Origin of the sequence: Candidatus Thiodictyon syntrophicum (genome assembly GCF_002813775.1) — a bacterium.
GTDB lineage: Bacteria > Pseudomonadota > Gammaproteobacteria > Chromatiales > Chromatiaceae > Thiodictyon > Thiodictyon syntrophicum.
In genome coordinates, this window is sequence record NZ_CP020370.1 from 4,865,363 (window position 1) to 4,888,166 (window position 22,804).

The 22,804-nt window shown below is 67.2% G+C and carries 21 protein-coding genes; 8 read left to right on the forward strand and 13 right to left on the reverse strand.

Annotation, left to right across the window (positions count from 1 at the left end; all coding sequences use genetic code 11):
* Positions 1-2: 2 nt before the first annotated feature.
* The 4 genes from THSYN_RS20535 to THSYN_RS20550 all read right to left on the reverse strand — a co-directional run bounded on the left by THSYN_RS20535 (position 3) and on the right by THSYN_RS20550 (position 2,884).
* Positions 3-224 (reverse strand): hypothetical protein, encoded by a 222-nt coding sequence (locus tag THSYN_RS20535; RefSeq protein WP_157817819.1) that lies wholly within the window; start codon positions 222-224, stop codon positions 3-5.
* A gap of 143 nt (positions 225-367) precedes the next feature.
* Positions 368-901 carry a 5-(carboxyamino)imidazole ribonucleotide mutase gene (purE, locus tag THSYN_RS20540; RefSeq protein WP_100920769.1) on the reverse strand — a complete coding sequence of 178 codons (534 nt, stop codon included), beginning with the start codon at positions 899-901 and terminating at the stop codon, positions 368-370.
* Positions 898-2,052 carry a 5-(carboxyamino)imidazole ribonucleotide synthase gene (locus tag THSYN_RS20545; RefSeq protein ID WP_100920770.1) on the reverse strand — a complete coding sequence of 385 codons (1,155 nt, stop codon included), beginning with the start codon at positions 2,050-2,052 and terminating at the stop codon, positions 898-900. The genes purE and THSYN_RS20545 overlap by 4 nt, the downstream gene beginning before the upstream one ends.
* 91 nt (positions 2,053-2,143) lie before the next feature.
* Complete coding sequence (locus THSYN_RS20550; RefSeq protein ID WP_100920771.1) at positions 2,144-2,884, reverse strand: superoxide dismutase; 741 nt, start codon at positions 2,882-2,884, stop codon at positions 2,144-2,146.
* Positions 2,885-3,424: 540 nt separating this feature from the next.
* Here THSYN_RS20550 and THSYN_RS20555 point away from each other — a divergent pair.
* Complete coding sequence (locus THSYN_RS20555; protein ID WP_157817820.1) at positions 3,425-3,742, forward strand: Uma2 family endonuclease; 318 nt, start codon at positions 3,425-3,427, stop codon at positions 3,740-3,742.
* Positions 3,743-3,917: 175 nt separating this feature from the next.
* On the opposite strand, the gene THSYN_RS36065 is transcribed toward THSYN_RS20555, so the two are convergent.
* From THSYN_RS36065 to THSYN_RS20595, 8 genes are all read right to left on the reverse strand, one after another.
* Positions 3,918-4,433, reverse strand: a complete 516-nt coding sequence (locus THSYN_RS36065) for a formylglycine-generating enzyme family protein (RefSeq protein WP_100920772.1) — start codon at positions 4,431-4,433, stop codon at positions 3,918-3,920.
* Positions 4,351-5,223 carry a hypothetical protein gene (locus tag THSYN_RS34970; protein ID WP_100920773.1) on the reverse strand — a complete coding sequence of 291 codons (873 nt, stop codon included), beginning with the start codon at positions 5,221-5,223 and terminating at the stop codon, positions 4,351-4,353. The genes THSYN_RS36065 and THSYN_RS34970 overlap by 83 nt, the downstream gene beginning before the upstream one ends.
* 91 nt (positions 5,224-5,314) lie before the next feature.
* Complete coding sequence (locus THSYN_RS20570) at positions 5,315-6,073, reverse strand: PP2C family serine/threonine-protein phosphatase (protein WP_100920774.1); 759 nt, start codon at positions 6,071-6,073, stop codon at positions 5,315-5,317.
* Positions 6,070-6,348 carry a hypothetical protein gene (locus tag THSYN_RS20575; protein WP_100920775.1) on the reverse strand — a complete coding sequence of 93 codons (279 nt, stop codon included), beginning with the start codon at positions 6,346-6,348 and terminating at the stop codon, positions 6,070-6,072. The genes THSYN_RS20570 and THSYN_RS20575 overlap by 4 nt, the downstream gene beginning before the upstream one ends.
* A 402-nt stretch (positions 6,349-6,750) precedes the next feature.
* Positions 6,751-9,057: a type I DNA topoisomerase gene (gene topA / locus THSYN_RS20580; RefSeq protein WP_100920776.1), complete on the reverse strand. Its 2,307-nt coding sequence runs from the start codon at positions 9,055-9,057 to the stop codon at positions 6,751-6,753.
* A 62-nt stretch (positions 9,058-9,119) separates the two neighbouring features.
* Positions 9,120-9,596: a Smg family protein gene (locus THSYN_RS20585; protein WP_100920777.1), complete on the reverse strand. Its 477-nt coding sequence runs from the start codon at positions 9,594-9,596 to the stop codon at positions 9,120-9,122.
* A gap of 50 nt (positions 9,597-9,646) precedes the next feature.
* A complete protein-coding gene (gene dprA, locus THSYN_RS20590; protein WP_100920778.1) occupies positions 9,647-10,810 on the reverse strand; it encodes a DNA-processing protein DprA in 1,164 nt (387 codons plus the stop codon).
* Between the two features lie 212 nt (positions 10,811-11,022).
* A complete protein-coding gene (locus THSYN_RS20595; protein WP_100920779.1) occupies positions 11,023-12,297 on the reverse strand; it encodes a LysM peptidoglycan-binding domain-containing protein in 1,275 nt (424 codons plus the stop codon).
* Between the two features lie 205 nt (positions 12,298-12,502).
* Here THSYN_RS20595 and def point away from each other — a divergent pair, with 205 nt between their 5' ends.
* From def to THSYN_RS20625, 6 genes are all read left to right on the forward strand, one after another.
* Positions 12,503-13,036, forward strand: a complete 534-nt coding sequence (gene def / locus THSYN_RS20600) for a peptide deformylase (RefSeq protein ID WP_100920780.1) — start codon at positions 12,503-12,505, stop codon at positions 13,034-13,036.
* A complete protein-coding gene (gene fmt / locus THSYN_RS20605; RefSeq protein ID WP_100920781.1) occupies positions 13,037-13,969 on the forward strand; it encodes a methionyl-tRNA formyltransferase in 933 nt (310 codons plus the stop codon).
* A gap of 241 nt (positions 13,970-14,210) precedes the next feature.
* Positions 14,211-15,569, forward strand: a complete 1,359-nt coding sequence (rsmB, locus tag THSYN_RS20610; RefSeq protein ID WP_100920782.1) for a 16S rRNA (cytosine(967)-C(5))-methyltransferase RsmB — start codon at positions 14,211-14,213, stop codon at positions 15,567-15,569.
* A 59-nt stretch (positions 15,570-15,628) separates the two neighbouring features.
* Positions 15,629-16,171, forward strand: a complete 543-nt coding sequence (locus THSYN_RS20615; RefSeq protein WP_172965317.1) for a DUF4390 domain-containing protein — start codon at positions 15,629-15,631, stop codon at positions 16,169-16,171.
* Positions 16,153-18,402, forward strand: a complete 2,250-nt coding sequence (locus tag THSYN_RS20620) for a sensor histidine kinase (RefSeq protein ID WP_100920783.1) — start codon at positions 16,153-16,155, stop codon at positions 18,400-18,402. The genes THSYN_RS20615 and THSYN_RS20620 overlap by 19 nt, the downstream gene beginning before the upstream one ends.
* Entirely contained in the window at positions 18,399-19,766 is a 1,368-nt protein-coding gene (locus tag THSYN_RS20625; protein WP_100920784.1) for a sigma-54-dependent transcriptional regulator, read from the forward strand. The genes THSYN_RS20620 and THSYN_RS20625 overlap by 4 nt, the downstream gene beginning before the upstream one ends.
* A gap of 262 nt (positions 19,767-20,028) precedes the next feature.
* Here THSYN_RS20625 and THSYN_RS20630 read toward each other — a convergent pair whose 3' ends face one another.
* Positions 20,029-21,735 (reverse strand): IS1634 family transposase, encoded by a 1,707-nt coding sequence (locus tag THSYN_RS20630; RefSeq protein WP_100920785.1) that lies wholly within the window; start codon positions 21,733-21,735, stop codon positions 20,029-20,031.
* A gap of 185 nt (positions 21,736-21,920) precedes the next feature.
* Between THSYN_RS20630 and THSYN_RS20635 the strand changes: the two genes are divergently transcribed.
* On the forward strand, positions 21,921-22,766 hold the full coding sequence (locus tag THSYN_RS20635; RefSeq protein WP_100920786.1) for an FRG domain-containing protein: 846 nt from the start codon (positions 21,921-21,923) through the stop codon (positions 22,764-22,766).
* The last annotated feature ends 38 nt before the right edge of the window (positions 22,767-22,804 follow it).

The window sequence follows — 22,804 nt, forward strand, 5'->3', positions numbered from 1 at the left end:
TGTTAGGTTGCTTGATTGCCCGCGCGATATTCGGGGCAGGTAGGAAAGCCCAGGCGAACCACCATAAAGACCTTACAACCCTTGGCTAGCAGGCGCTCGACAACCTCGAAATTAGTGAAAAACGCGGAGGCAATGTAGACATCACACTCATTCTCGGCGCGCAATTCAAACTCGTTGATAACGAAGTCCCGCTCCACGTTGCGGTTGGCAAACACTCCAAGCATGATTTCTCCTTCGGGAGGGACAGAGCATTCGCCCCGTCCGCAACGCTTTCTCAGGACTCACAGGCCCACGGCAGTGATCAGGGACAATAAACACTCGGGACGAGGCGAATGCCCCGTCCCGCCCGAGGATCAACCGAATCTAATCAGCTCGCCCCCGCCTCCATCCGCCCCGCCTTCTCCAACACCATCGCCTCCAGCCCCTGCTTGTACGCGACCATCCGCGCCCGCAGGGCCGGGTCCGCGGTCCCCAGGATCTGGACGGCGAGGATGCCGGCGTTCCTGGCGCCGTTGATGGCGACGGTGGCCACCGGCACCCCGGCGGGCATCTGCACGATGGAGAGCAGCGAGTCCTGACCCGAGAGGGCGGAGGTCTTGATCGGCACCCCGATGACCGGCAGCGGGGTGAGGGCCGCCGCCATGCCCGGCAGGTGGGCGGCGCCGCCGGCCCCGGCGATGATGACCAGCAGGCCGCGGGCCGCCGCGCTCTCGGCATAGTCATAGAGACGCTTGGGGGTGCGGTGGGCGGAGGCGATGGTCATCTCGTAGGGGATGCCGAACTCGCGCAGCAGGTCGGCCGTCTCCTGCATCACCGGCAGGTCCGAGTCGCTGCCCATGATGATCCCGACCAGCGGCCGGGCGCCCGGGCCGGGCGCCGTTGCATTCACAGTGGTGCTCATGGATGGTCCTCGGCGGTAATCTCGATGATGGCGCGGACCCGCTCGGCCTTGTGCCGGGCGCTCGCCAGATCCCGGTCGAGCACCGTCACATGGCCCATTTTGCGCAGGGGCGCGGCCGCGGCCTTGCCGTAGATGTGCACGCAGACCCCGGGGATGGCGAGCGCGGCGGCCAGCCCCTTGATGACCGGGCGCCCGCGGTGCCCGGGCGCGCCGAGCAGGTTGATCATGACGGCGGGCGAGAGCTGATCGGTGGCGCCCAGCGGCAGGCCGAGCACGGCGCGCAGGTGCTGCTCGAACTGGTCGGTCATGTTCGCCTCGATGGTGTGGTGGCCGGAGTTGTGGGTGCGCGGCGCCACCTCGTTGACCATTAGGTCCCCGGTCTCGGTCAGGAACAGCTCGATCCCGAAGACCCCGACGCCATCCAGGGACTCCACCGTGCGCTGGGCCAATGACGCGGCGGCGGCGGCGGTCACCCGCGAGACCTCGGCCGGGGCCAGCAGCATGTCGAGCATGTTGCCCGCCGGGCGCATCTGCATCTCCACCACCGGGTAGCAGCGGCAGTCCCCGTCGCGCCCACGCGCCACCAGCACCGCCAACTCCTTGGTTGCGGGGATGAAGCGCTCCACCAGGGACGGCACCGGGAGGTGCTGGGGATAATCGGCCGCGCTGCGCATGACGACCACCCCGCGCCCGTCGTAGCCGCCCCGGCGTGCCTTCTGGACCAGCGGATAGCCGAAGGCGGCAAAGGCCTCAGGCGTGGGCTCCGGCATCGGGATGAAGGGCGCGGTGGCGATACCGGCGTCCGTCAGGGCCTGCTTTTGGGTCAGCTTGTCCTGGATCACCGCCAGCACCCGGGGGGACGGATAGATCCGGCGGCCCTCGCGCGCCAGTTCCTCCAGGGTGTCGCTGTCGATGTCCTCGATATCGAAGGTGGTGACGTCGCAGGACTCGCAGAGTTCCCGCAGCTTCGCCGGATCATGATAGTCGCCGACGATCTGGTGCCCGGACACCTGCCCGGCGGGCGAGCCGGGGGTCGGGTCCAGCACCACGCAGGTGCAGCCCAGGCGCTTGGCGGCCTTGACCATCATGCGCCCGAGCTGGCCGCCGCCGATGATGCCGATACGGGCTACTGGGTAGGGAAAGACATCCATCGGCTAATCATGTCCGTTATCGATGCGATTGAGAAGCCCTGGGGGCACGGGTTGCCACCCGCGCCCCCGCCGAAGGGGGTATTGTGGCCGCCTACCCCGCCGCCGCGTCGAAGAGCCCGTTGACGCGGGTCCAGTTCACCACCGGCCACCAGCCCTTGAGGTAGTCCCCGCGCTTGTTCTGGTGCTTCAGATAGTAGGCGTGCTCCCAGACATCATTGGCGAGGATCGGCTGGCCCTTTACCTCGGCCACGTCCATCAGGGGGTTATCCTGGTTCGGCGTGGAGATGATCCGGAGTTTGTCCCCGGTCCAGATCAGCCACACCCAACCGGAGCCGAAGCGCTTCAGGCCCGCCTCCTCAAAGGCCTTGGTGAAGGCATCCCAGGAACCGAAATCCTTATCGATCCGGGCCTTCAGCGCCGCCGATGGCTCGCCGCCCTGACCCACCGGGGCCATCAGGGTCCAAAACAGGGCGTGATTGTAGTGACCGCCGCCGAGATTGCGCACCGCCGTCGACTTGGAGGCACCCGCCAGCAAGGCCTCCAGGGTCTTGCCCTGAAGCTCCGGGGTGGCGGCCACGGCCTCGTTCAGGGCCTTCACATAGCCGGCGTGGTGGCGGTCGTGGTGGATCTCCATGGTCGCCTGGTCGATCACCGGCGCCAGTGCGTCGGCGGGATAGGGCAAGGGGGCGAGGGTGAAGGCCGGCGCCGGGACCTGGGCCGGGGCGGCGGCCGGGGCCGGGACCGGCGGATCGGCCGCCAACGCGGCACCGCCGCAGGGCGCCAGCGTGGCGAGCGTTACGGCGATGGTCAAGGCCAGTGCTCTGGGCTGCATAGCGTTCTCTCGGTGGTTGGATGAATCGGGATCAGGCAGGAGACGGGCGCATCCGGCGGACGCAACCGCCGCAAGAACCGCTTAACTTGGGGCTGACCAGCGGCGGCTCCAAGCCCTCGGGCCTCAGTCAGGCGGTCGGTGCCACTTTCGCTGCGCCACGCCCGACGCGCTCGACCACTGGATAACGCTCAGGATCGCTCATTCGTCATCTGCGCTGCCGAATTTCACCCGTTGCCAGCCAGGGGTACCACAACCGGAGACTGAGGCTTTACCGTGAAAGTCGCGCAGCAACGCTGTGGGAGCGGCTTCAGCCGCGGCGAGGCCACGACCGTTCGAGACCCCATGAGGGAAAACATGGGGCTGCGTTAACCTGCGAAGCTGCGGCGGCTTGCCGGAAAAAACGTTCAGGACGGGGTTTCAAACCCCGTCCCGCGCGGTGCCGCAGAGTGCCGCGGAGTCGCACCGGCAGGTCGGCGGAACCATGGGGCACCACGGGTCCGGGTCTATAATCCCCCATCCCCAACACCGGCAGACGCCCCCATGTCACTGCAACCCAAACCCCATCTGAGCTTCGAGGACTGGCTGGAAGGCGAGCGCGCGGCCCTGGAGGGCCGCAGCGAGTATATCGGCGGCGAGGTCTTCGCCATGACCGGGGGGAGCGCGGCCCACAACGCCATCGTGATGAATGTCGGCGGCCAACTGTGGACGCAGATGCAGGGCCGCCCCTGCCAGGTCTACGCCAACGACATGAAGGTGCGGGTGGGCGCGGCCAATGCCGGGACCTATAGGGTAAGAGTCATAAGAAGAGTTGCACTGGAGTCCAAGGCTTCAGCCTTGGCGACCCACTTCCAAGGCTGAAGCCTTGGACTCCAGGTGGCGGGTCGGCGGCGTATTTCGGTACAACCTAAGCACCTAGGCCACGAGGGTCAAACCTCAAGGGCCGGACGGGGCATTCGCCCCGTCCGGAAAATTTTTTCCGGGACTGCCGGCTCCCACCCGTGGTCGGCACCGAAAAAACATTCGGGACGGGGTTTCAAACCCCGTCCCGCGCGGAGGCCTCGCTCGGCAGGCGATAGGGCCGACCCTTGCCGTCGGCATTCAAGCGGTCGAGGAAGTCTTGGATCTCATTCCAAGAGACGCTCTCTACCGGCCGGTCATCGCCTTTGAAGCGCGCCGGATTAGCGTCCATCACCGCCACCCATTGCGCGCGGGTCACCTCACACCGGCCCATGCGGAAGGTCTTCACACTGACCTGGTGCGGCTCTTTCTCGTTAAGATAGCACTGGCTGTCGTCGGGGCTGCAACCCATCTGGAAGTCGCCGCCGGGGATCTCGACCATCTCCTGTTCGATGGTGCCGACCGGGCACTGGCGGGGCCCGAACCGCTTCTCGGCCTGCGCTTCACCCGGCACCTTGGCCGCCGCTTGTAGCTTCGTATCCCAGCGCCCCGCCTCGGCCAGCGCCAGGTCACGCAGGTTGCCCTCGTCCGCCTTGGCCCCTTTGGCCAGCGCGCGGAGCCGTTCGGCGCGGTCGCGCGCGAAGGCGGACACCAGGTCTGGGGCCTGCCCGGCGGCCTGCCGCAGCAGCCCATCCGCCGCCGCCTCGTCTCCGCGGTTCAATGCCTTCCCGGCGCGGGCGATCAAGCGGGCCGGTGAGTCGTTCCACTGCCGGTACAGCGTGATAGCCGTCCATGAGCAACTGGAACAGCAGCACGACCAGGCCGAAGCGGTCGTGCTCCGGCGTGCGGTCCACCTGGTCGAAGCGCTGGCCCTGCAACTCGCGCGGGGTGTACTCGGGTACCCCGACCGGGCAGCGGTAGAGGGTGCGCCCGGCGCGGACCTGGAAGGAGTCGGTATCGACCAGGGTTACCAGGCCGCGGGCGGTGACCAGGATGTTGCGCTGGTTGACGTCGCCCATGACATAGCCCTTGAGGTGCAGGGCGTGCAGGGCGGTACAGAGGTTTTTGGCGACGTGGTGCTGACCGCTCCAGTCCAGGCCCAGGAACTCCCGGGCGCGAGGGTTGTAGGCGTTGAGCAGCGAGGAGCCGCCGTCGATGCGGGGCATCAGGAAACCGGCGAAACGGCGGCCCTCGTGGAGCATGGCGAGCGGCCAGGTGATGGAGGCGTGTTTGAAGCGCTCGCGCATCTCGTCGCGGGGCGGGTCGGCGAGCATGGCGCGCAGTTTGGCCGCGCGCTCCGGGGTCGCCTGGCCGTCCAGATAGCGCTTGACCACGACGTCGGTGCGGCCCGCGACGGTGAGGATGATGCCCTCGCCACCGCGGGCCAGTTCGGTCTGGGTGCGGTAGGTCTGGCCATCGGAGCCGGTGAACTGGGCGATCAAGGGGGCGGGGCGGCGCGGGATAGGTCCGCGCGGCGGGGATGGTCCGCGCAGCGGGGATGGTCCGCGCAGCGGACCCTACGGGGCTTCATGGTCAGGCGGGGTCCGGGAGGCCGGCCACGAGCAGAGTCTTGTCGTCGTCGGTGCGGGCGCAGACGCGCGCGGACTCGAGGAAGGCGGCGAGGCGGGCGCCGATCGCGTCGGCATCGAAGGGTCCGCTGAGGGCCTGCAGGAAGGGGGCGAAGAAGCGCTCGAAGGGGGCGCCGGTGGTCAGGTTGATGCACAGCCCCTGCAGCCCGTCGCTGAAGAGCGCCAGGGCGCGCAGGGGCGCCGGCCAGACACGAACCTGGAGGCGTGCGCCGGCGTCCGGGCTGGTAAGCGGGGTGGTCTCATTGGCATATTCGCCGCGCTGCGGCAGGCTCAGGGTCTCCAGGCGGCCGTCGGGCCAGTGTCCGACCACGGCCCCGTCGCCGATCTGCCCGACCGCGGTCCAGTCGGGGGTGACGGCGGCCAGCAGCAGGGTGGTGGCGTAGTCCCGCAGGGGGTTGGGGTCGGCGTTGCGCTCCAGGGCGGCGCGGGCGGCGGCGAAGGCGGCGCGCAGGTACCCCGCGATGGCCGCCTCGTCCAACGCGGCCGGCGCGGCGGCCAAGGCCGCCTCCAGGGCGTCGAGGGCGGCGGCGACGGCACGCTGCGCCCCTTCATCGGCGCGGGGGGCGGAGCCCAGGCCGTCGGCGACGGCGCACAGCAGACCGCCGGCCGGAAGCGCCCGCCAGCCGTGGGCGTCCTGACAGGGCAGGCCGCTGCGCTGGTGGCTGGTGCCGCGAACCGAGGCGCCGTAGGCGCGCCAGGTCATGCCTTGGCCCAACCGATGGGGGTCTGCAAGGGGACCTCGGCGTCCACCTCGGCGCGGGAGACGGTGCGCATGCTGGTGGAGAGCCACTGGAACATCTCGCGGAACGCGAGCCCGTTGAGCGCCAGCGGCTGGCGCGGGCCGATCTGGGCCAGGACCTTGAGTGCCTTGATCCGCTCGCCGTCCATAGAGCCCGAGGTGTCCAGGAGCAGAACACCGGGGCAGCGGGGCCCGGGGTTGCTGTCGTCGATTTCGGCGGCGTCGAAATCGGTGCTCATGGGGCTCTCCGGGTGGGGTGGCGTGGGTCCCGGGCAGCGCAAAGCGTGGCTCGACCGTGCCCGGGATCTCCATATCTTCGCCGGGTAATCCAGAGGATGCAAGCGGTTAAGGGGTGGCTCGCCAGACCGGGGGGCAACGCGTCAGAAACATGTCGGACGGGGCGAATGCCCCGTCCGGCGCGGGAGTGCATAGCCACCCACGATGAGATACTCAACCCCGCGGCTGTTGAATAAGGCGAGCAGTTCTCTGAAGTCTGGCTGTATCACCATGGGCTTGGCGCCTCAATACCTCGACGGCGGAGAGCCGCTCCTCGGCGCTGCGGCTGCGCCAATAGTCCAGGTCCCGCCGCGCCGCGTCGGGGTCGGTCAATGGGTGTCTGGTGACGCTCTTCTGCATCGGACCTAGCCTTCCACCTCTTCCGGAGTCCCCACCCCCTCGTACGGCTCACTGAAGGTACAGTCCTTCTGCGGACAGACCTTCTCGGTCCCATTGCGCTTGGTGGTCTTGATGGTCAGCACCGGCCAGCCGCAGCGCGGGCAGGGTTCGGCGATGGGGTCGTTCCACACGGCATAATCGCACTTGGGATAGGTCGAGCAGGAGAAAAAGACCTTGCCGCGGCGGGATTTCTTTTTCTGCAACGTCCCCTTGGTGCACTTGGGGCAGGTGACGCCGGTATCCTCCGGGCGCTCCAGCGGCTCGATGTGTTTGCACTTGGGATAGCCGCTGCAGCCGATGAACTTGCCGTAGCGCCCATTCTTGACCTCCAGAGGGGAGCCGCAGTCGGGACAGACGCGCCCCTCGATGACCTCCTTGGGCTCGGCCGCCGCCTTGTCGGCGTTCAGATCGCGGGTGTAGTCGCACTCCGGATAGTTGGTGCAGCCGATGAAGCGGCCGTTGCGCCCGAGCCGGATGGAGAGGGGGCCGCCGCACTTGGGGCAGATCTCGGCGATCGGTTCCTGGGTCACGTCGCTGCGCTTCACCGTCTCCTGGGTGTGGTCGATGCGCTCCTTGAACGGCCGCCAGAACCGCTCCAACAGCGGCACCCATTCCGCCTCGCCGCGGGAGACGGCGTCGAGATCGTCCTCCAGCCGGGCGGTGAAGTCGTAATCGACATAGGTGGCGAAATATTCGGTGAGGAACTTGTTGACCACCCGGCCCACGTCGGTGGGCAGGAAGCGCTTCTTGTCCAGCACCACGTATTCGCGCTCTTGCAGGGTGGTGATGATGGAGGCGTAGGTGGAGGGCCGGCCGATGCCGAATTCTTCCAGGGCCTTGACCAGGGTCGCCTCGCTGAAGCGCGGCGGAGGCTCGGTGAAGTGCTGCTCGGCGCGGATGGCCTTGAGCACGATGAGGTCGCCCTCCTGCATCGGCGGGAGGTTGCTGTCCTCGTCGTCATCGGCGGCGGTGGCGTCGTCGCGGCCCTCCAGATAGACGCGCATGAAGCCCGCTTCCGCCACGGTGGAACCGGTGGCGCGAAAGCCGTTGCCGGGGCCGGCGCTTAAGGAAACCGAGACCTGGTTGATGAGGGCATGGGCCATCTGACAGGCCACGGAGCGCTTCCATACCAGTTCATAGAGCTTGAATTGCTCCACGCTCAGGAAGGCCTTGACCGCCCCCGGTTCGCGCAGGACCGAGGTGGGGCGGATCGCCTCGTGGGCCTCCTGGGCGTTTTTGGCCTTGGTCTTGTAGAGGCGCGGCTGCTCGGGCAGGTACCCCTCACCATAGCGCTCGGTCACATAGGCGCGGATCTCGGCGATCGCCTCCTGGGCCAGGTTGACCGAGTCGGTGCGCATATAGGAGATGAGACCGACGGCGCCGCCGCCCACGTCGACGCCCTCGTAGAGCTGCTGGGCCACGCGCATGGTGCGCAGCGCGGTGAAGCCGAGCTTGCGCGCGGCCTCCTGCTGGAGGGTGGAGGTGATGAAGGGCGGGGCCGGGAAACGCTTGCGCTGCTTGCGCTCCACCTGCTCGACGCGCAGTTTGCCGTCCGCGGCCTGCTCCAGGGCCGCCTGGACCTCGGCCGCGCGTGCGGCGTCGGTGATGGTGAACTGCTCCACCTTCTCGCCGCCGAACTCCACGAGCCGGGCGGCAAAGGGGCGCGTCTCGCCCTGGCAGTCGGCCTCGATGCTCCAGTATTCCTGGCTCAGGAAGGCCTCGATCTCGGTCTCGCGCTCGCAGATCAGGCGCAGGGCCGGGCTCTGCACGCGCCCGGCGGAGAGCCCGCGGCGGATCTTTTTCCACAGGAGCGGCGAGAGGTTGAAGCCCACCAGGTAGTCGAGCGCGCGCCTGGCCTGCTGGGCGTTGACCAGATCGTAGGCGAGTTCGCGCGGGTTGGCCACGGCCTCCTGGACCGCACGCTTGGTGATCTCGTTGAAGACCACCCGGTAGACCGGCCGCTTGCCGAGCTGGCGGCGCGCCTTGAGCAGCTCGTAGAGGTGCCAGGAGATCGCCTCCCCCTCGCGGTCCGGGTCGGTCGCCAGGTAGAGTGCGTCGGCGTCTTTCAGCAGCTTGGCGATGGCCTGGACGTGTTTCTCGTTGCGCTCGATGATCTGGTACTTCATCTCGAACCCGTGCTCCGGGTCCACCGCCCCCTCCTTGGGGATCAGGTCCCGCACATGGCCGTAGGAGGCGACCACCTCGAAGTCCGGTCCCAGGTACTTCTTGATGGTTTTGGCCTTGGCGGGGGATTCGACGACGACGAGATTCATGGGCGGTGAGGGCCTGCTGGGGTTCGATGCTCGGGCGAGCGGGACGCTAGGGTATACCGAAGTCAGTGCAGATAGGCCGAGGAATCGCTGTAGATCAGGTCTTCCATCCGGGTGAAGGCGGCCTCCAGGCCCGGCCGGTTCAGCAGCACCAGCAGGACCACCCACTTGAGCTCGTCCACCCCGACCCAGGGGTGGTCGATCGCCAGGGCGCGCTCGACCACCAACTCGCGACTGCTCGGGTCGAGGATGCCGATCTGCTCCAGGAACAGCAGAAAGCCGCGGCCCTCCCGGTCCAGCTTGTCGCACTCGGCGTCCGTGTAGATGCGGATGGAGCCCACCGCATGGCCGTGCGACACGGGCGCCTCGGCACCGGCCGCCAGCTCATCGAGCCAGTGCAGGGCCTTGGCGACCTCGCCCGCGCTGAATCCGGCCGCGGCGAGCTCGCCCTCCAACTCATCCTGATCGGTCGGGGGCTGAGCGTCCCCGTCCATATAGTGCTCGAACAGGTAGATCAGAACATCGACCATGCTGTCATCCATCAGAACCTCCTGCGCGGCGCCAGCCCGGGGGCTGACTGGAACGGCGGCCATCAGGCCCGGGAACGGCAGTAGCGGCCGCCGGGACAGGATGATACATGACCGCCCAACTCCAACACCAACAGCATGGAGGAGACGGCCGCCGCGGGAAGCCCGGTGCGGCGGATCAATTCGTCCGGCGCGACCGGATCGAAGCCCAGGGCCGCGAACAGTTGCTGGTAATCCGGGTCCGGCCCCGCGGCGGCGCCCGCCCCGCCCGGGTCCGGGTCGGACGCGCTGCCGCCCGCGGCGGGGGGCGGCGGGAGCGCCCCCAGGTGGCCGCGCAGTTGCGGTGCCAGGACGGCCAGGACCTCGGCGGCCTCCTCCACCAGAACGGCGCCGTCGCGGATCAGGGCATGGCAGCCCCGCGCCAACGGATTGCGGATGGAGCCCGGCACGGCAAAGACCTCGCGGCCCTGTTCGCCCGCCTGCCGGGCCGTGATCAGCGAGCCGCTGCGCAACGCCGCCTCGGTGACCAGGGTGCCCAGCGATAGCCCCGCGATAATGCGGTTGCGACGCGGGAAATTGCGCGCGAGCGGTCCCTGGCCGGGGGCGAACTCGCTCACCAGCGCCCCTTGCCCGGCGATCCGCCGCGCGAGATCCCGGTGGCCGGCCGGGTAGACCCGATCGGGTCCGGTACCGAGCACCGCGATGGTCTTGCCGGTCTCCAGGGCCCCCGTATGGGCCTCCCCATCCACCCCGGCGGCCAATCCGCTGGTGATGACGAGCCCGCAGGAGGCCAGCCGGTGCGCGAACTCCCGCGTGATCTCGCGCCCCGCGGGGGTCGGATTGCGGCTGCCGACGATGGCGACCTGGGGTTCGGCGAGGAGCCGCGGGTCGCCGCGCACATATAGCAGGGTCGGCGGGTCGGCGATCTCCAGGAGCAGCGGGGGATAGCGCGGGTCGTCGCGGGCCAGGATATGGGCATCGGGCTGGTCCGCCCAGGCGCGCACCGCGGCGATCCAGTCGCGGTCCGGGCGCGCCAGCGCACTGATCGCCGCGGGCTTGAGCCCCAATTCGCCGAGCACCCCGGGGGCCGCCGCGAGCACCCCCGCGGGGCTGCCGAAGCGCGCCACCAGACGGGCACAGGTCCGGGGTCCGATCCCGGGTGCCGCCGCCAGGGTCAGCCAGGCGTCCAGCGAAGACCAGGAAGCCTCAGGCTCGTTTTTCGCACTCATTACCCCGCCCGCAATAAGTAACGAGTCAAGAACAGGTTAGACACAATCGTTGCGGTTATCGTTGTCGTTGTCGTTGTCGTGGTCGGAGAAGCGATGCACTTTGGGGTGCGACAGAATCCGGGACGCTACGATAACCTCGATTACGATTACGATTACGACAACGACAACGACAACGACAACGACAGCGACGCTCTAGGGCCTCAGGAAACCACTCAGGTCGGCGGCGGCGCAATCCGGTCGCGGATATGCATCGCCCGGTTGGCCTCCAGGACGATGGCGAAGCTCAGCCGCTCGAAGGTGCGGAAGACCATCAGGAGACCTGAACGTTCAAAGGGTTGGATGAAGGATGGGCGCAGCGGGCGGACATCGACCGTCGGCGGCAACGGCATGTTGGCATCCGGCTCGTCGTGGCGCCACGCGCGGATTTTCTGGTTGTCGCCGTACCAGAACCGGGTGGACAGTGGCGTCTCCTGCTTCCAGTCCCAGTTGAACCCACCCTGACGCACCTGGTCCGTCTGCTTGATCCCACCCTGGTAGACCTCGAACACATGGCCGGGCTCGACCCGCTCCCGGGTCCCGGCGTTGATGATGACGAGGTCATTCTGGCCGACCTGGGTGACACCATTGAGCACGGCCAGGATCTGGGCGCGCAATCCGGCTGGCGCCGGCCGCGGAAAAAAGTTGCTGAGCGGCTCATCCAGCGAGGCCGGGATCACCCGGTCGCCGATGGAGACCTCACGCTCGGAGCGCAACACCCGCAGCTTGGCCGGGTCGCCGGTGCGCTCCAACGCCACACTGGCGACGAAGAGCGCCAAGAAGCCCAGGGTTTCGTTGGTCTTGGGGTCGCGCAGGGCCTCCCCGGGGCGCAGGATCTGGAAGCGGTCACGCTCAGCGCTATCGATCCGCCGCACATAGATCGCGTCCCCGAGGCCCGCGACGATATGCTCTTCCGGGAAGCCAACCACATAAGGGGCACTGTTGATTTGGTTGGACTCCGCCACGTAGGGCTGGCTGAGGAAGGGGCCGATGGCGGAGATGGGGATGGTCGGAATCGCCGCCTTGAGCGGCGACACCCGCACCCGGGGGCTGAGCTTGACCACCCGCATCCCGCCCCGGTGCCCGACCACCGTCTCGCCGCCGCGATCCACGCCGATCTGCACCCGGCCGTTGACCCTCGTGACCCGCAGGACGTCGCCCGGGTAAATCAGGTTCGGGTTGGCGACGTCGGCGTTGGCCTGCCAGACCTCACGCCAGCGCCAGGGATCGCGCAGGAAGCGGGCCGCGATGCCCCACAGGGTATCGGCGGGGCGCACCGTGTAGGTGTCCGGCGCGCCGGGCAGGAGTTCCGCGGCGTGCAGGGCGGGCGCGCCCCCCGGCAGGGCTGCCAGGATGACCCAGAGGCATAGGCCGACCGCGGCCCGATGCAGGGTTCGGGCGCGGGAGTTTGCCGCGGCGGCGGCGCTATGGCAGACGAACTGGGGACGCATCGCTCCTCCCTCGGGGTCGATTCCGGATTCACCCGGCCCCATTGCGGGGTGTAGTATGGGCCGGATAGTAGCGCATCGAACCGCGGCGCTTCCAGCGAGTCGGCAAGAAAGCGCCGCCGCCCACGCGCGCCGGGCCTCCGTAAGGCCCGGCGCGTGTCCACTTGCCCCCTTAAGCCGCCCGCGGCGCCGTCATTTGCGATTACTCATGGCAAAGCTCGACATTCTCACCTTTCCCGATCCGCGTCTACGCCACCGCGCCGCCCCGGTGGCGCAGGTCGATGCCGGCGTCCGGCAGATCGTCGCGGACCTCTTCGAGACCATGTACGCCGCCCCGGGCATCGGGCTGGCGGCGCCCCAGGTGGATATCCACCGGCAGATCATCGTCATCGATATCTCCGAGCAGAACGACCAGCCGCTGTGTCTCATCAACCCGCGGATCCTGGAACTGCGCGGGGAGGAACAGATGGACGAGGGCTGTCTGTCGGTCCCCGGGTTCTACGAACCGGTCACCCGCGCTGCGTCCGTGCGGGTGACCGCCCTGGACCGGGACGGGCAGCCCTTCACCCTGGACGCCGACGGCCTGCTCGCCGTCTGCATCCAGCATGAAATCGACCACCTGGAGGGGAAACTGTTCGTCGACCATCTCTCGTCCCTGAAGCGTCAGCGCATCCGCCACAAACTCGAGCGCGACCACCGCACCGGCAAGGCGGCCGAACCGCCGCGGCGGCGGGCCATCTGAGTGCGCATCATCTTCGCCGGAACCCCTGAGTTCGCCATCCCCGGCCTCACGGCACTGATCGGTGCCGGCCATGACCTGGCGGCCGTCTACACCCAGCCGGATCGCCCGGCGGGGCGCGGGCGTCTGCTCCAGGCAAGCCCGGTCAAGCAGTTGGCCATGGCCCATGGCATCGCGGTCCGCCAGCCCGAGTCACTCAGGCGCGACCGGACCGCGGTGGCCGCACTACGCGACCTGGGCGCGGACCTGATGGTGGTGATCGCCTATGGCTTGCTGCTGCCGACCGCCGTGCTGCACGCCCCGCGCCTGGGTTGCCTCAACGTCCACGCCTCACTCCTGCCGCGCTGGCGCGGAGCGGCCCCGATCCAGCGCGCCCTGCTGGCGGGTGACACGCACAGCGGCGTCTGCATCATGGGCATGGAGGCGGGCCTGGACACCGGGCCCGTCTATCATCGGATCAGTATCCCCCTGGACCCCCGGGAGACCGGCGGGGGGCTGCACGACAGACTCGCCGCCCTCGGCGCCCGCGCGCTGCTGGAGGCCCTGCCGGGGATCGGCGACGGCACCCTGGCCGCCGCACCCCAGGACCCTGCGCTCGCGACCTACGCCCACAAACTCAGCAAGGAGGAATCCATCATCGACTGGACTCAAGCCGCCGCAGCCATCGAACGCCAGGTGCGCGCCTTCGACCCCTGGCCCGTGGCCCAGACCCGCTTGCACGACCAAACCTTGCGGATCTGGTCGGCACAGGTCGCCGCGGCGCCGACCGCCGGGGCCGCCCCGGGGACCGTCGTCGGCGCCGACCGCACGGGCATCCGGGTGGCAACCGGCGCCGGGCTGCTCGTCATCAGCCGCCTGCAACTGCCCGGCAAGCGCCCGCTGGACGCCGCCGACTTCCTCAACGCACGGGCGCTGCAGGGTGTGCGTCTTGGCTGAGCACGGCCCCCAAGACCCCGCGGACCCCGCCGGCCGCGCGACCAGGCCTCCGGATCGGGGGGACCGAACCGCCGCCGATAATCCCTGGAGCCGTGCCCGACCGGCCCCGGAGCGTGCCCGCGGGCGGGCCGGCGCGGGCGGCCCCCCTGCGCGAGAGCAAGCCCAGGCCCCGCGAGACCGCTCCGGGCCCCCACGCGAGCGCGGCGGCCCGCCGCGGGACAGGCCCCGCCCTGCGGCCGATGTGCAACGCGGCGAATCGTCCGTCTGGGGCCAGCCCGACACACCGCGGCAACCCGGCGCGGACGCCCGTGCCGCCGCGGCCCTGGCGATCCACCGCGTGCGCGACCGCGGCCAGTCGCTGACGCGGGTCCTCAACCAGTCCGCCCTGCCCCGCCCGCCGGCGGATCGTGCCCTCACCCAGGAGCTGATCTACGGCACCCTGCGCGTCCTGCCGCGCCTGGAGGCCCTGGTCGGCATCCTGCTGCACCACCCGGTCAAGCCGGCTGACCGCGACCTGGAGGCCCTGATGCTGGTCGGGCTCTACCAACTCACCGTGCTGGGCACCCCTCCCCACGCGGCGGTCGCCGCCACCGTGGAGGCCGTGCGCCTGCTCGGCAAGCCGGACAAGGTTGGCCTGCTCAACGCCCTGTTGCGACGCTTCCTGCGCGAACGCGAGACCCTGCTGGCGCAGGCCGACCAACTTCCGAGCGCCCGCTGGCTGGTCCCGGAGTGGCTGCTCGCCGCGTTGCGCCGGGACTGGCCCCAGGACTGGGAGGACATCGTCACCGCCGGCAACGAGCGCCCGCCCATGAGCCTGCGGGTCAATGCCGCGCGCACGGACCGGCTGGCCTACGCCGGCCTGCTGGCGGCAGCGGGGATCACCGCCCGCCCCATCCCGGGCACCGAGGCCGGGCTGATGCTCGATCACCCGGTGCCGGCCCAGACCCTGCCCGGCTTCGACGCGGGCCTGGTCTCGGTGCAGGACGGCGGCGCCCAGTTCGCCGCCCAGCTCCTCGACGCCCAACCCGGGCAGCGGGTGCTCGACGCCTGTGCCGCCCCCGGCGGCAAGACCGCCCACCTCCTGGAGCGTGCCGGCCCGGGACTGGAACTGGTGGCCCTCGACTCGGCAGCGGCGCGCCTCGACACCCTGCGCGAGAATCTGGCCCGTCTCGGGCTGCAGGCCCGGGTGGTGCGCGCGGACGCCGCCGCCCCACTCGGCGACTGGACGCGCCCGCCCTTCGACCGCATCCTGCTCGATGTCCCCTGCTCCGCCACCGGCGTCATCCGCCGACACCCGGACATCAAATGGCTGCGCCGCGCCACGGACATCCCCGAACTATGCGCCCTGCAGGCGCGCATCCTGGACGCCATCTGGCCCCTGCTGGCCCCCGGCGGGCGGCTGCTCTATGTCACCTGTTCCGTGCTGGCCGCCGAGAACCAGGACCAGGTGGCCGCCTTCCTGGCACGCCAGCCGGCGGCCCGCGAGGTCCCGATCGCCGCCGCGTGGGGGCGCAAGCGTAGCCATGGCCGCCAGTTGCTGCCCACGAACGGCGGGAGTGACGGCTTCTATTTCGCCCTGCTCGAGAAGATAGCCCCGTGACGCTGGGGGCGACGGGAGTCGGTACAGCGGCGCGACCGCGGCCCACTCGCCGCCGGGAATTGACCTGGTGGCTGGCCCTGTCGGCGCTCCTGTTGGCCTGGACCACCCTGGCCAGCGATTTTCGGGTGACCCAGGTGCAAACCCGCCTGGTCGAGGGAACCTATACCCTGGATGCCACGGTCGACTACGGCTTTTCGCCCGAGGCCCTGGAGGCCCTGGCCAATGGCGTCCCCCTGACGATTCTGATGCAGTTGCAGGTCCGGCGCGCCGATGCCTGGATCTGGGCGAGCAGCGTGACCGATCTCCAGTTGCGCTATGCCATCCGCCACAAGCCCCTGTCGGAAACCTATGAGGTCTACCGGCTGCCGGGGACGACCGGCCGCACCTTCGTCACGCGGGAGGCGGCCATCGCGGCCCTAGGCGAGATCAAGGGGCTGCAACTGGTCGATCAGAACCGCCTCGAACCCGGGGTCGCCTACGAGGTCCAGTTCAAGGTCTCCCTGGATATCGAGGCCTTACCCCTGCCGCTGCGCCCCACGGCCTACCTGAGCGGGGCCTGGAAGCTCGCGAGTCGCTGGACCAAATGGCCGCTAACCCACTAAGAAATCTGCGCCTGCTGGGTACCATCCCGATCGCGGCGCTGGTCGTGGCACTGTTCATCGCGCTGGTGCTGATGCGCGATGCGATCCAGAACTCCGAGGATCTGAGTCGCGCCTTCGTCCCGCTGCTCTTCATCGTCTTAGGCGGCCTGCTGATCCTGGCCGTGCTGGTGGTGGTGAACATCGTCAAGCTGTTGCGCCGCTACCGCCGACAGGCGGCCGGGTCGCGCCTGACGCTGCGCATCGTCGTCCTGTTCGTGCTGATCTCGCTGTTGCCGGTCGGGGTGGTCTACTATTTTTCGCTCGGGTTCCTGCTGCGCGGGATCGACAGTTGGTTCGACGTGGAGATCGGCCGCGCCATGCAGGACGCCCTGACGCTCAATCAGGCCTCGCTGGATCTGAACCAACGCGTCCTCACCAAGTACACCGAGGCCCTGCTCGCCGGCATCCAGGACCGCTCCTCCACCGCCATCGCCCTGACCCTGAACAGCCTGCGACGCCACGCGGGGGCCGAGGAACTGACCATCTTCGGGCCGGGCGGCCAGGTCCTGGGCACCGCCAACCAGGACCCCGCCAAGCTGGTCCCGAGCTACGCCGACCGCGAGATCCAGCAAGGGGTGCGCGCCGGTAAGAACTACGTGGGGACCGAGACCGGGCCGGCGGAGGAACTGGTGGTACGGGTGGTAGTGCGCGACCCGGGCGGGCGGCCTATGCAGATGCAGGCCATCTTCCCCACCTCGAGCCGCATTACCGAGCTCTCGGCGGGGCTGGAGACCGCGTACAATCGCTATACGGAACTCGCCTACCTGCGCCGCTCACTCAAGACGAGTTTCTCCCTGACCCTGCTGCTGGTGCTCCTGTTCGGTGTGATGGCGGCCCTGATCGGCGCCTTCCATACGGCCCGGCGCCTGGTCGCCCCGGTGGCCGACATCGCCCGCGGCACCCGTGCCGTCGCCGAAGGCGACTACGAACAGCAACTGCCCCTGCCCAAACACGACGACGAGTTGGCCTTCCTGGTGGCGTCCTTCAACACCATGACCCGGCGCATCGCCCAGGCGCGCGACGCGGCGGCGCGCAGCCAGGAGGCGGTGGAGACCCAGCGGACCTACCTGGAGACGGTGCTCGGGCGGCTGTCCTCCGGGGTAGTCGCCTTCGATGCCGCGCAGCGCCTGCGCACCGCCAACCCGGCCGCCCGCCAGATCCTGGGCCTGGACCCCGGCGCCGCGTCGGCCCTGACGCTCGGCGACATCGAACGGGCGCAGCCCGGGCTCACCCCCTGGACCGAGGCGGTGCGCAGCCACCTGGACGCCGGCCAGGACTGGCGCCGGGAGATCGTCCTGCAGCGCACCGCCGGGCGCCAGACCCTGATGTGCCGGGGCAGCACCCTGCCCCTGCCGGGCACCGACGGGCGCGGCCACGTCGTCGTCTTCGACGACATCACCACCCTGATCACCGCTCAGCGCAACGCCGCCTGGGGCGAGGTGGCGCGACGCCTGGCCCACGAGATCAAGAACCCGCTGACCCCCATCCAACTCTCCGCCGAGCGGCTGCGCCACAAGCTGCTGGCCAAGGCCAACCCCCAGGATGCGGCGCTCATCGACCGCTCGACCCGCACCATCGTAGCCCAGGTCGAGGCCATGAAGGCCATGGTCAACGACTTCTCGGACTATGCCCGCACCCCCCAGTCCCAACCCGTGCCGCTGGCGTTCGACCGCCTGGTGCAGGAGGTCCTGGACCTGTACCGCAGCGCCGGGGCGGGGGCCCTGGTGGTGAACCTGGAGGCGCCCGAGACCCTGGTCCGCGGGGATGCCACACGCCTGCGCCAGGTCATACACAATTTGGTCAAGAACGCCCAGGAGGCGCTGGAGGGTCGCCCCGAACCCCACATCAAGGTCAGCACACGGCGCCTCGACGGCCCCCTGGTCGAACTCCCGGGCGAGGGCGACACCAACGGCCACGAGCACGACGCCGGACTGGTGCAGTTAGAGGTCACGGACAACGGCCCCGGATTCGACGCGGAGATTCAGGAGCGGATGTTCGAGCCCTACGTGACCAGCAAGCCCAAGGGGACCGGGCTCGGGCTTGCCATCGTCAAGAAGATAATTGAGGAACACGGCGGTATGATCGGCGCCGAAAACACCGGCAGCGGGGCCACCATCCGGATTCGCCTGCCAATCTGTCTCGGGGGTCCGCCGGCCGCGGCAAAGGAGCGAGGACTGAACGCACAGTTATGAGCGCCACACACATCTTAGTCGTCGATGACGAACCCGACATCAGGGGTCTGGTCCAGGAGATCCTGGAGGACGAGGGCTACCGGGTGAGCGGTGCCGAGAGCGGCGCCGCCGCCCGTCTGGCGCTGCGCGAGCGCCGCCCCGACCTGATCCTGCTCGATATCTGGATGCCCGACCTGGACGGCATCAGCCTGCTCAAGGAGTGGGCGCAGGACCAGGGCCTGCCCTGCCCGGTCATCATGATGTCCGGCCATGGGACGGTCGAGACGGCCGTGGAGGCGACCCGCCTGGGCGCCTACGACTTTCTCGAAAAGCCCCTGTCCATGGCCAAGCTCCTGCTCACCGTGGGGCGCGCCCTGGAGGCGGAGAAGCTCCAGCAGGAGAACATCGGACTGAAGCGGCGCGCCCCCCTGGTCCAGGAACCCGTGGGGCGCAGCCCGGCGATGCAGCGGCTGCGCGAGCAGGTCAAGCGCATTGCCCAGCACGACACCTGGGTCCTGATCACCGGGGAGTCCGGCAGCGGTCGCGAGACCTTCGCCCGCTATCTCCACGCCCAGAGCCCGCGGCGCGACCGGCCCTTCGTGGATCTGAGCGTCTCGGCCCTGACCGGCGGCAGCGCCGCCCGCGAACTCTTCGGCAGCGAGGAGCCGGGGCTCACCCACTACGGCAGCCTGGAGAAGGCAGCCGGCGGGACCCTGCTGATGGACGAGGTGGCGGACATGGACCTGGAGGCCCAGGCGCTGCTGCTCGGGGCACTGAACAACGGCTCCTTCCTGCGCGTCGGCGGGGCCGAGCCGGTCGCCATCGACGTGCGGATCATCGCCGTGACCCAGCGCAACCTGGAGGACGAGGTTCGCGCCGGCCGCTTCCGCGAGGACCTCTTCTATCACCTGAACGTGGTCCCCCTGAACATCCCGGCCCTGCGCGACCACGCCGAGGACGTCTCCGACCTGCTGAACTTCTATCTCGACTTCTTCGCCACCCACGAGAAGCTGCCCTACCGCCGCTTCAGCGTCGGCGCCCAGAACTTCCTGCGCAACTATACCTGGCCCGGCAACGTGCGCGAGATCAAGAACCTGGTCCAGCGCCTCCTGATCCTGGGCAGCGGCGACGAGATCACCCAACAGGAGGTCGAAGGCACCCTGGGCGCGCCGCCGCCACTCCTGGCCCAGCCCCTGGAGGGCCTGGTCTCCTTCGACCAACCCCTGCGCCAGGCGCGCGAGCAGTTCGAGAAAGCCTATCTCGACTACCAGCTCGAAAAGCACCTGGGCAATGTCAGCAAGATGGCCAAGGAGGCCGGGATGGAGCGCACCCATCTGTATCGCAAACTGCGCTCGCTGGGGGTGGAGATCAAGGAGCGGCGGTAGGGGGGGGGATTTGGCCGCAAATGAACGCTAATGAACGCGAATAAGAGGGATGCTTGTCGGCGCGAACCGCGTCATTCCTGTGGAGTCCAAGGCTTCAGCACTTCAGCACTTTAGCCTTGGGCGTGCGCCGCCATGCCAAGGGTATAAATATCGGGGCGGCAGAATCGCTGGATCTGCATTTTAATCCGAAGTTCCAGCATCGCCTAAGCGATAGGCTATTGATTCTCTTTATTTTTCAGAAAATCGTCGTGCAAACGTCTGGCTACACGCGGATCGTTTTGATCAAATCGAATGCCGTCTGCTGCTTGGGGTTAGGAGTGGTGTCGATGTTGAACAGCGCCTCATCGGCACTGGCCTGTTTACGTCGGCAGGTATTGCGAACGATGGTGGCTAGTTCATTGAGAAGGGTCCGGAAGCTGTGCGCCGGTGAGCCGTCGGCGAGTCGCTTGCTCGCCACTTTTTCCAAAGCCGCGTCCGAACGGGTCGCGGGCGCCACGGGATCGCGCTGGGTGAGACGCTCCTGATCTTCATCGGCGAACAGAAGACTGCGCCACGCCTCGCCCATGTGCCATTTGACGTAATAGGCGAGCATGCATAGAAACAGATGGGCACGCACCCGCTCTTCGGTATGGTGGTAGATCGGACGAATCTGTAGATCATCGCTTTTCAACGAGCGGAACGCCGCCTCGACGTGACTCAACCCCTTGTAATGGAGTACGACCTCGGCGCTGCTGACCTGCGCGACCGGCAGGGGCGTGCGAATGACGTAGAGCCCGTCCAGCGCCGCCTCTGCGGCCACCGACTCCTCATCGATATGGAAAACGAACTGCGTGGCGGTGATGTCCAGCACGACATGCTTGGCCATCTTGTACTTGTTGATCACGCGCCCGACCCGCACGCCGATCTTGTCCGGATCCTTCAGTCGGCCATTGGCGACCATCCGTTGTACCGTCTCTAATTCGGTGGTGGTGGCCGCGAGGAGCTGGCGCCGCTTAGCCGCACGCAATTTCGCCAGTTGCGGATTGCGACACGCGATCAGCCGCTCGCCGGGAAAGTCCTCGTCGGTGCATTCAAAGAGATTGCGCTCGTCGAATAAATCCATCTGGAGCGTACCGGCCGCCGCCAGTTGGCGAATCGCCCCGCTCTTGAGTGCCGTGATCCACGCCACTCCGGCACGCTCCCGCAGGGCCTCAACCTGGGTTTGCGAGATCATTCCGCGATCCCCCACCAGGATGACCGATTGCAGGGCAAAGTCGTGTTGCAGCTGATCCACCTGCGCCATCAAGGTCTCGGGGTCAGTGGTATTGCCCGCAAAGGCCGAGATGGCCACCGGACAACCGCGCGCATCAGTCAGCAAGCCGTAGTTGACTTGCAGCAGCCCCTTCTTCCCGTCACGGGAGTAGCCACGCGCGGCCAGGGGGCAGGACTCACCCTCGAAATAGCTCGACGAGAGGTCGTAGAGCACGCGGCCCCCCTCGTGCAGGTGGCGCTTGGCCAATCGTTGCTCAATGACCGCCTGACGCTCCCGCAGCCAATCCAAGGCCGCGTACAGCTCATTTTCATCAGCATCACTGACCCCGAACAGCTCGCCCAGGGTGCTGTGCTCCCAACTGCGCGTGGTCGCCAGTTTGCTTTGCGGGTCTAGCACCCGGGCGGCGATCATCGCCAGCACCAGATCCCGCTCTCGGCAGGCTTCGCGCCCCAAGAGCGCACTCAGCCGCAGGTGCTCCATCGCCAGCCTGATCGCATCGACCGCACCATGCGCGCGCGAGCGGATGATTTCAAAGACCTCATCAACGGCGGCCAACGGCTTGCCTTTGAGAACGGCACGAATCGCCTCGGCTTGTGACAGCGACAAGGCCGAGAGGTTGGCGATGGTGCGCTTAAGGATCTTCTTGCCTTCGCGAAACGACTCGCGGAGCAAGATGGCAGGGGGCGAGCTGCGGTTTGGAACGATGTCGATGTACATGGGAAAAAATATAGCAGGAAAACTCGAAATAACAAGCTATCTACGACCGTTTACATGGGTACACTTTAGAGCGGAATGACGGCAACAAGTACCTATTGAACAAAAATTTCAAGGGCTTGCGACGAAGATGAGAATGGTTCTCGCTGGAACTTCGGTTTAATCGATAAGCACACGAGGCATTACGCATGATTACAGACATCCCTTCTCTGCTTGCTAAGATCACATTGATAGAGGGGCAGCACCCTAATGAGACCCTATTTTTTCGCGGTCAAGTTAAGCGTTATCGGCCGATAACTCCATCGATTGACCGCAACGGGTATTTGAGCAACGAAAACGTATTGTTCAGGGAATTCATCCTGAGAAATCCAGATGAGTTTTCGGGAGAAAAAAGCACATTTGAAAAACTTGTAAAAATGCAGCATTATAAGTTGCCAACGCGCCTCCTGGATATCACCACGAATCCACTAATTGCGTTGTTTTTTGCTGTCGCCAATAATGACTCGGAGGACGGCGATTTCATTGTTTTTGCAATTCCAGATGAGAAAATAAAATATTATGACTCTGACACCATCAGTGTTGTCGCAAACATAGCAAGACGCCCCATCGACACGCTCGACTTGAGAGCACTACTCAAGACCAAAATAGAGTCGAACGACCAATTCCGCACTAGGTTCAACGGCACCAAGGAGATCCAGTATTTGCTTCACGAGATAAAGGAAGAAAAGCCCTATTTTAAGGACCTGATCGAACGTGAACACCTTGAAGACATCTGGTGCGTGAAGCCGCTCTTGAAGAATCGACGCATTATTAAACAAGACGGAGCGTTCTTGCTATTCGGCATACACGGAACAAAAGAACATATGGCGACTTACAGCAGCTTCACGCCGATTGACGTTCCGGTCCTAGCCACAGAAAAAGAGAAGCTGAGGAAAGATTTGAAACTTCTCGGAATCTCAAACGACAAAATATTCCCAGAGCTTGATAACACAGCGGAATATTTGCGGAGCATTTACGCACGGCCGCATCCCTAAATGGGCAGTCCTCGCGGCCACTTTAACGAACAGGTAGT

What these genes read in the sequence shown, in the direction of transcription:
- THSYN_RS20535 (WP_157817819.1), bottom strand. Translation starts at nt 224, where the DNA reads ATGCTTGGAGTGTTTGCCAACCGCAACGTGGAGCGGGACTTCGTTATC.
- purE (WP_100920769.1), bottom strand. Translation starts at nt 901, where the DNA reads ATGAGCACCACTGTGAATGCAACGGCGCCCGGCCCGGGCGCCCGGCCG.
- THSYN_RS20545 (WP_100920770.1), bottom strand. Translation starts at nt 2,052, where the DNA reads ATGGATGTCTTTCCCTACCCAGTAGCCCGTATCGGCATCATCGGCGGC.
- THSYN_RS20550 (WP_100920771.1), bottom strand. Translation starts at nt 2,884, where the DNA reads ATGCAGCCCAGAGCACTGGCCTTGACCATCGCCGTAACGCTCGCCACG.
- THSYN_RS20555 (WP_157817820.1), top strand. Translation starts at nt 3,425, where the DNA reads ATGTCACTGCAACCCAAACCCCATCTGAGCTTCGAGGACTGGCTGGAA.
- THSYN_RS20570 (WP_100920774.1), bottom strand. Translation starts at nt 6,073, where the DNA reads ATGACCTGGCGCGCCTACGGCGCCTCGGTTCGCGGCACCAGCCACCAG.
- THSYN_RS20575 (WP_100920775.1), bottom strand. Translation starts at nt 6,348, where the DNA reads ATGAGCACCGATTTCGACGCCGCCGAAATCGACGACAGCAACCCCGGG.
- topA (WP_100920776.1), bottom strand. Translation starts at nt 9,057, where the DNA reads ATGAATCTCGTCGTCGTCGAATCCCCCGCCAAGGCCAAAACCATCAAG.
- THSYN_RS20585 (WP_100920777.1), bottom strand. Translation starts at nt 9,596, where the DNA reads ATGGATGACAGCATGGTCGATGTTCTGATCTACCTGTTCGAGCACTAT.
- dprA (WP_100920778.1), bottom strand. Translation starts at nt 10,810, where the DNA reads ATGAGTGCGAAAAACGAGCCTGAGGCTTCCTGGTCTTCGCTGGACGCC.
- THSYN_RS20595 (WP_100920779.1), bottom strand. Translation starts at nt 12,297, where the DNA reads ATGCGTCCCCAGTTCGTCTGCCATAGCGCCGCCGCCGCGGCAAACTCC.
- def (WP_100920780.1), top strand. Translation starts at nt 12,503, where the DNA reads ATGGCAAAGCTCGACATTCTCACCTTTCCCGATCCGCGTCTACGCCAC.
- THSYN_RS20620 (WP_100920783.1), top strand. Translation starts at nt 16,153, where the DNA reads ATGGCCGCTAACCCACTAAGAAATCTGCGCCTGCTGGGTACCATCCCG.
- THSYN_RS20625 (WP_100920784.1), top strand. Translation starts at nt 18,399, where the DNA reads ATGAGCGCCACACACATCTTAGTCGTCGATGACGAACCCGACATCAGG.
- THSYN_RS20630 (WP_100920785.1), bottom strand. Translation starts at nt 21,735, where the DNA reads ATGTACATCGACATCGTTCCAAACCGCAGCTCGCCCCCTGCCATCTTG.
- THSYN_RS20635 (WP_100920786.1), top strand. Translation starts at nt 21,921, where the DNA reads ATGATTACAGACATCCCTTCTCTGCTTGCTAAGATCACATTGATAGAG.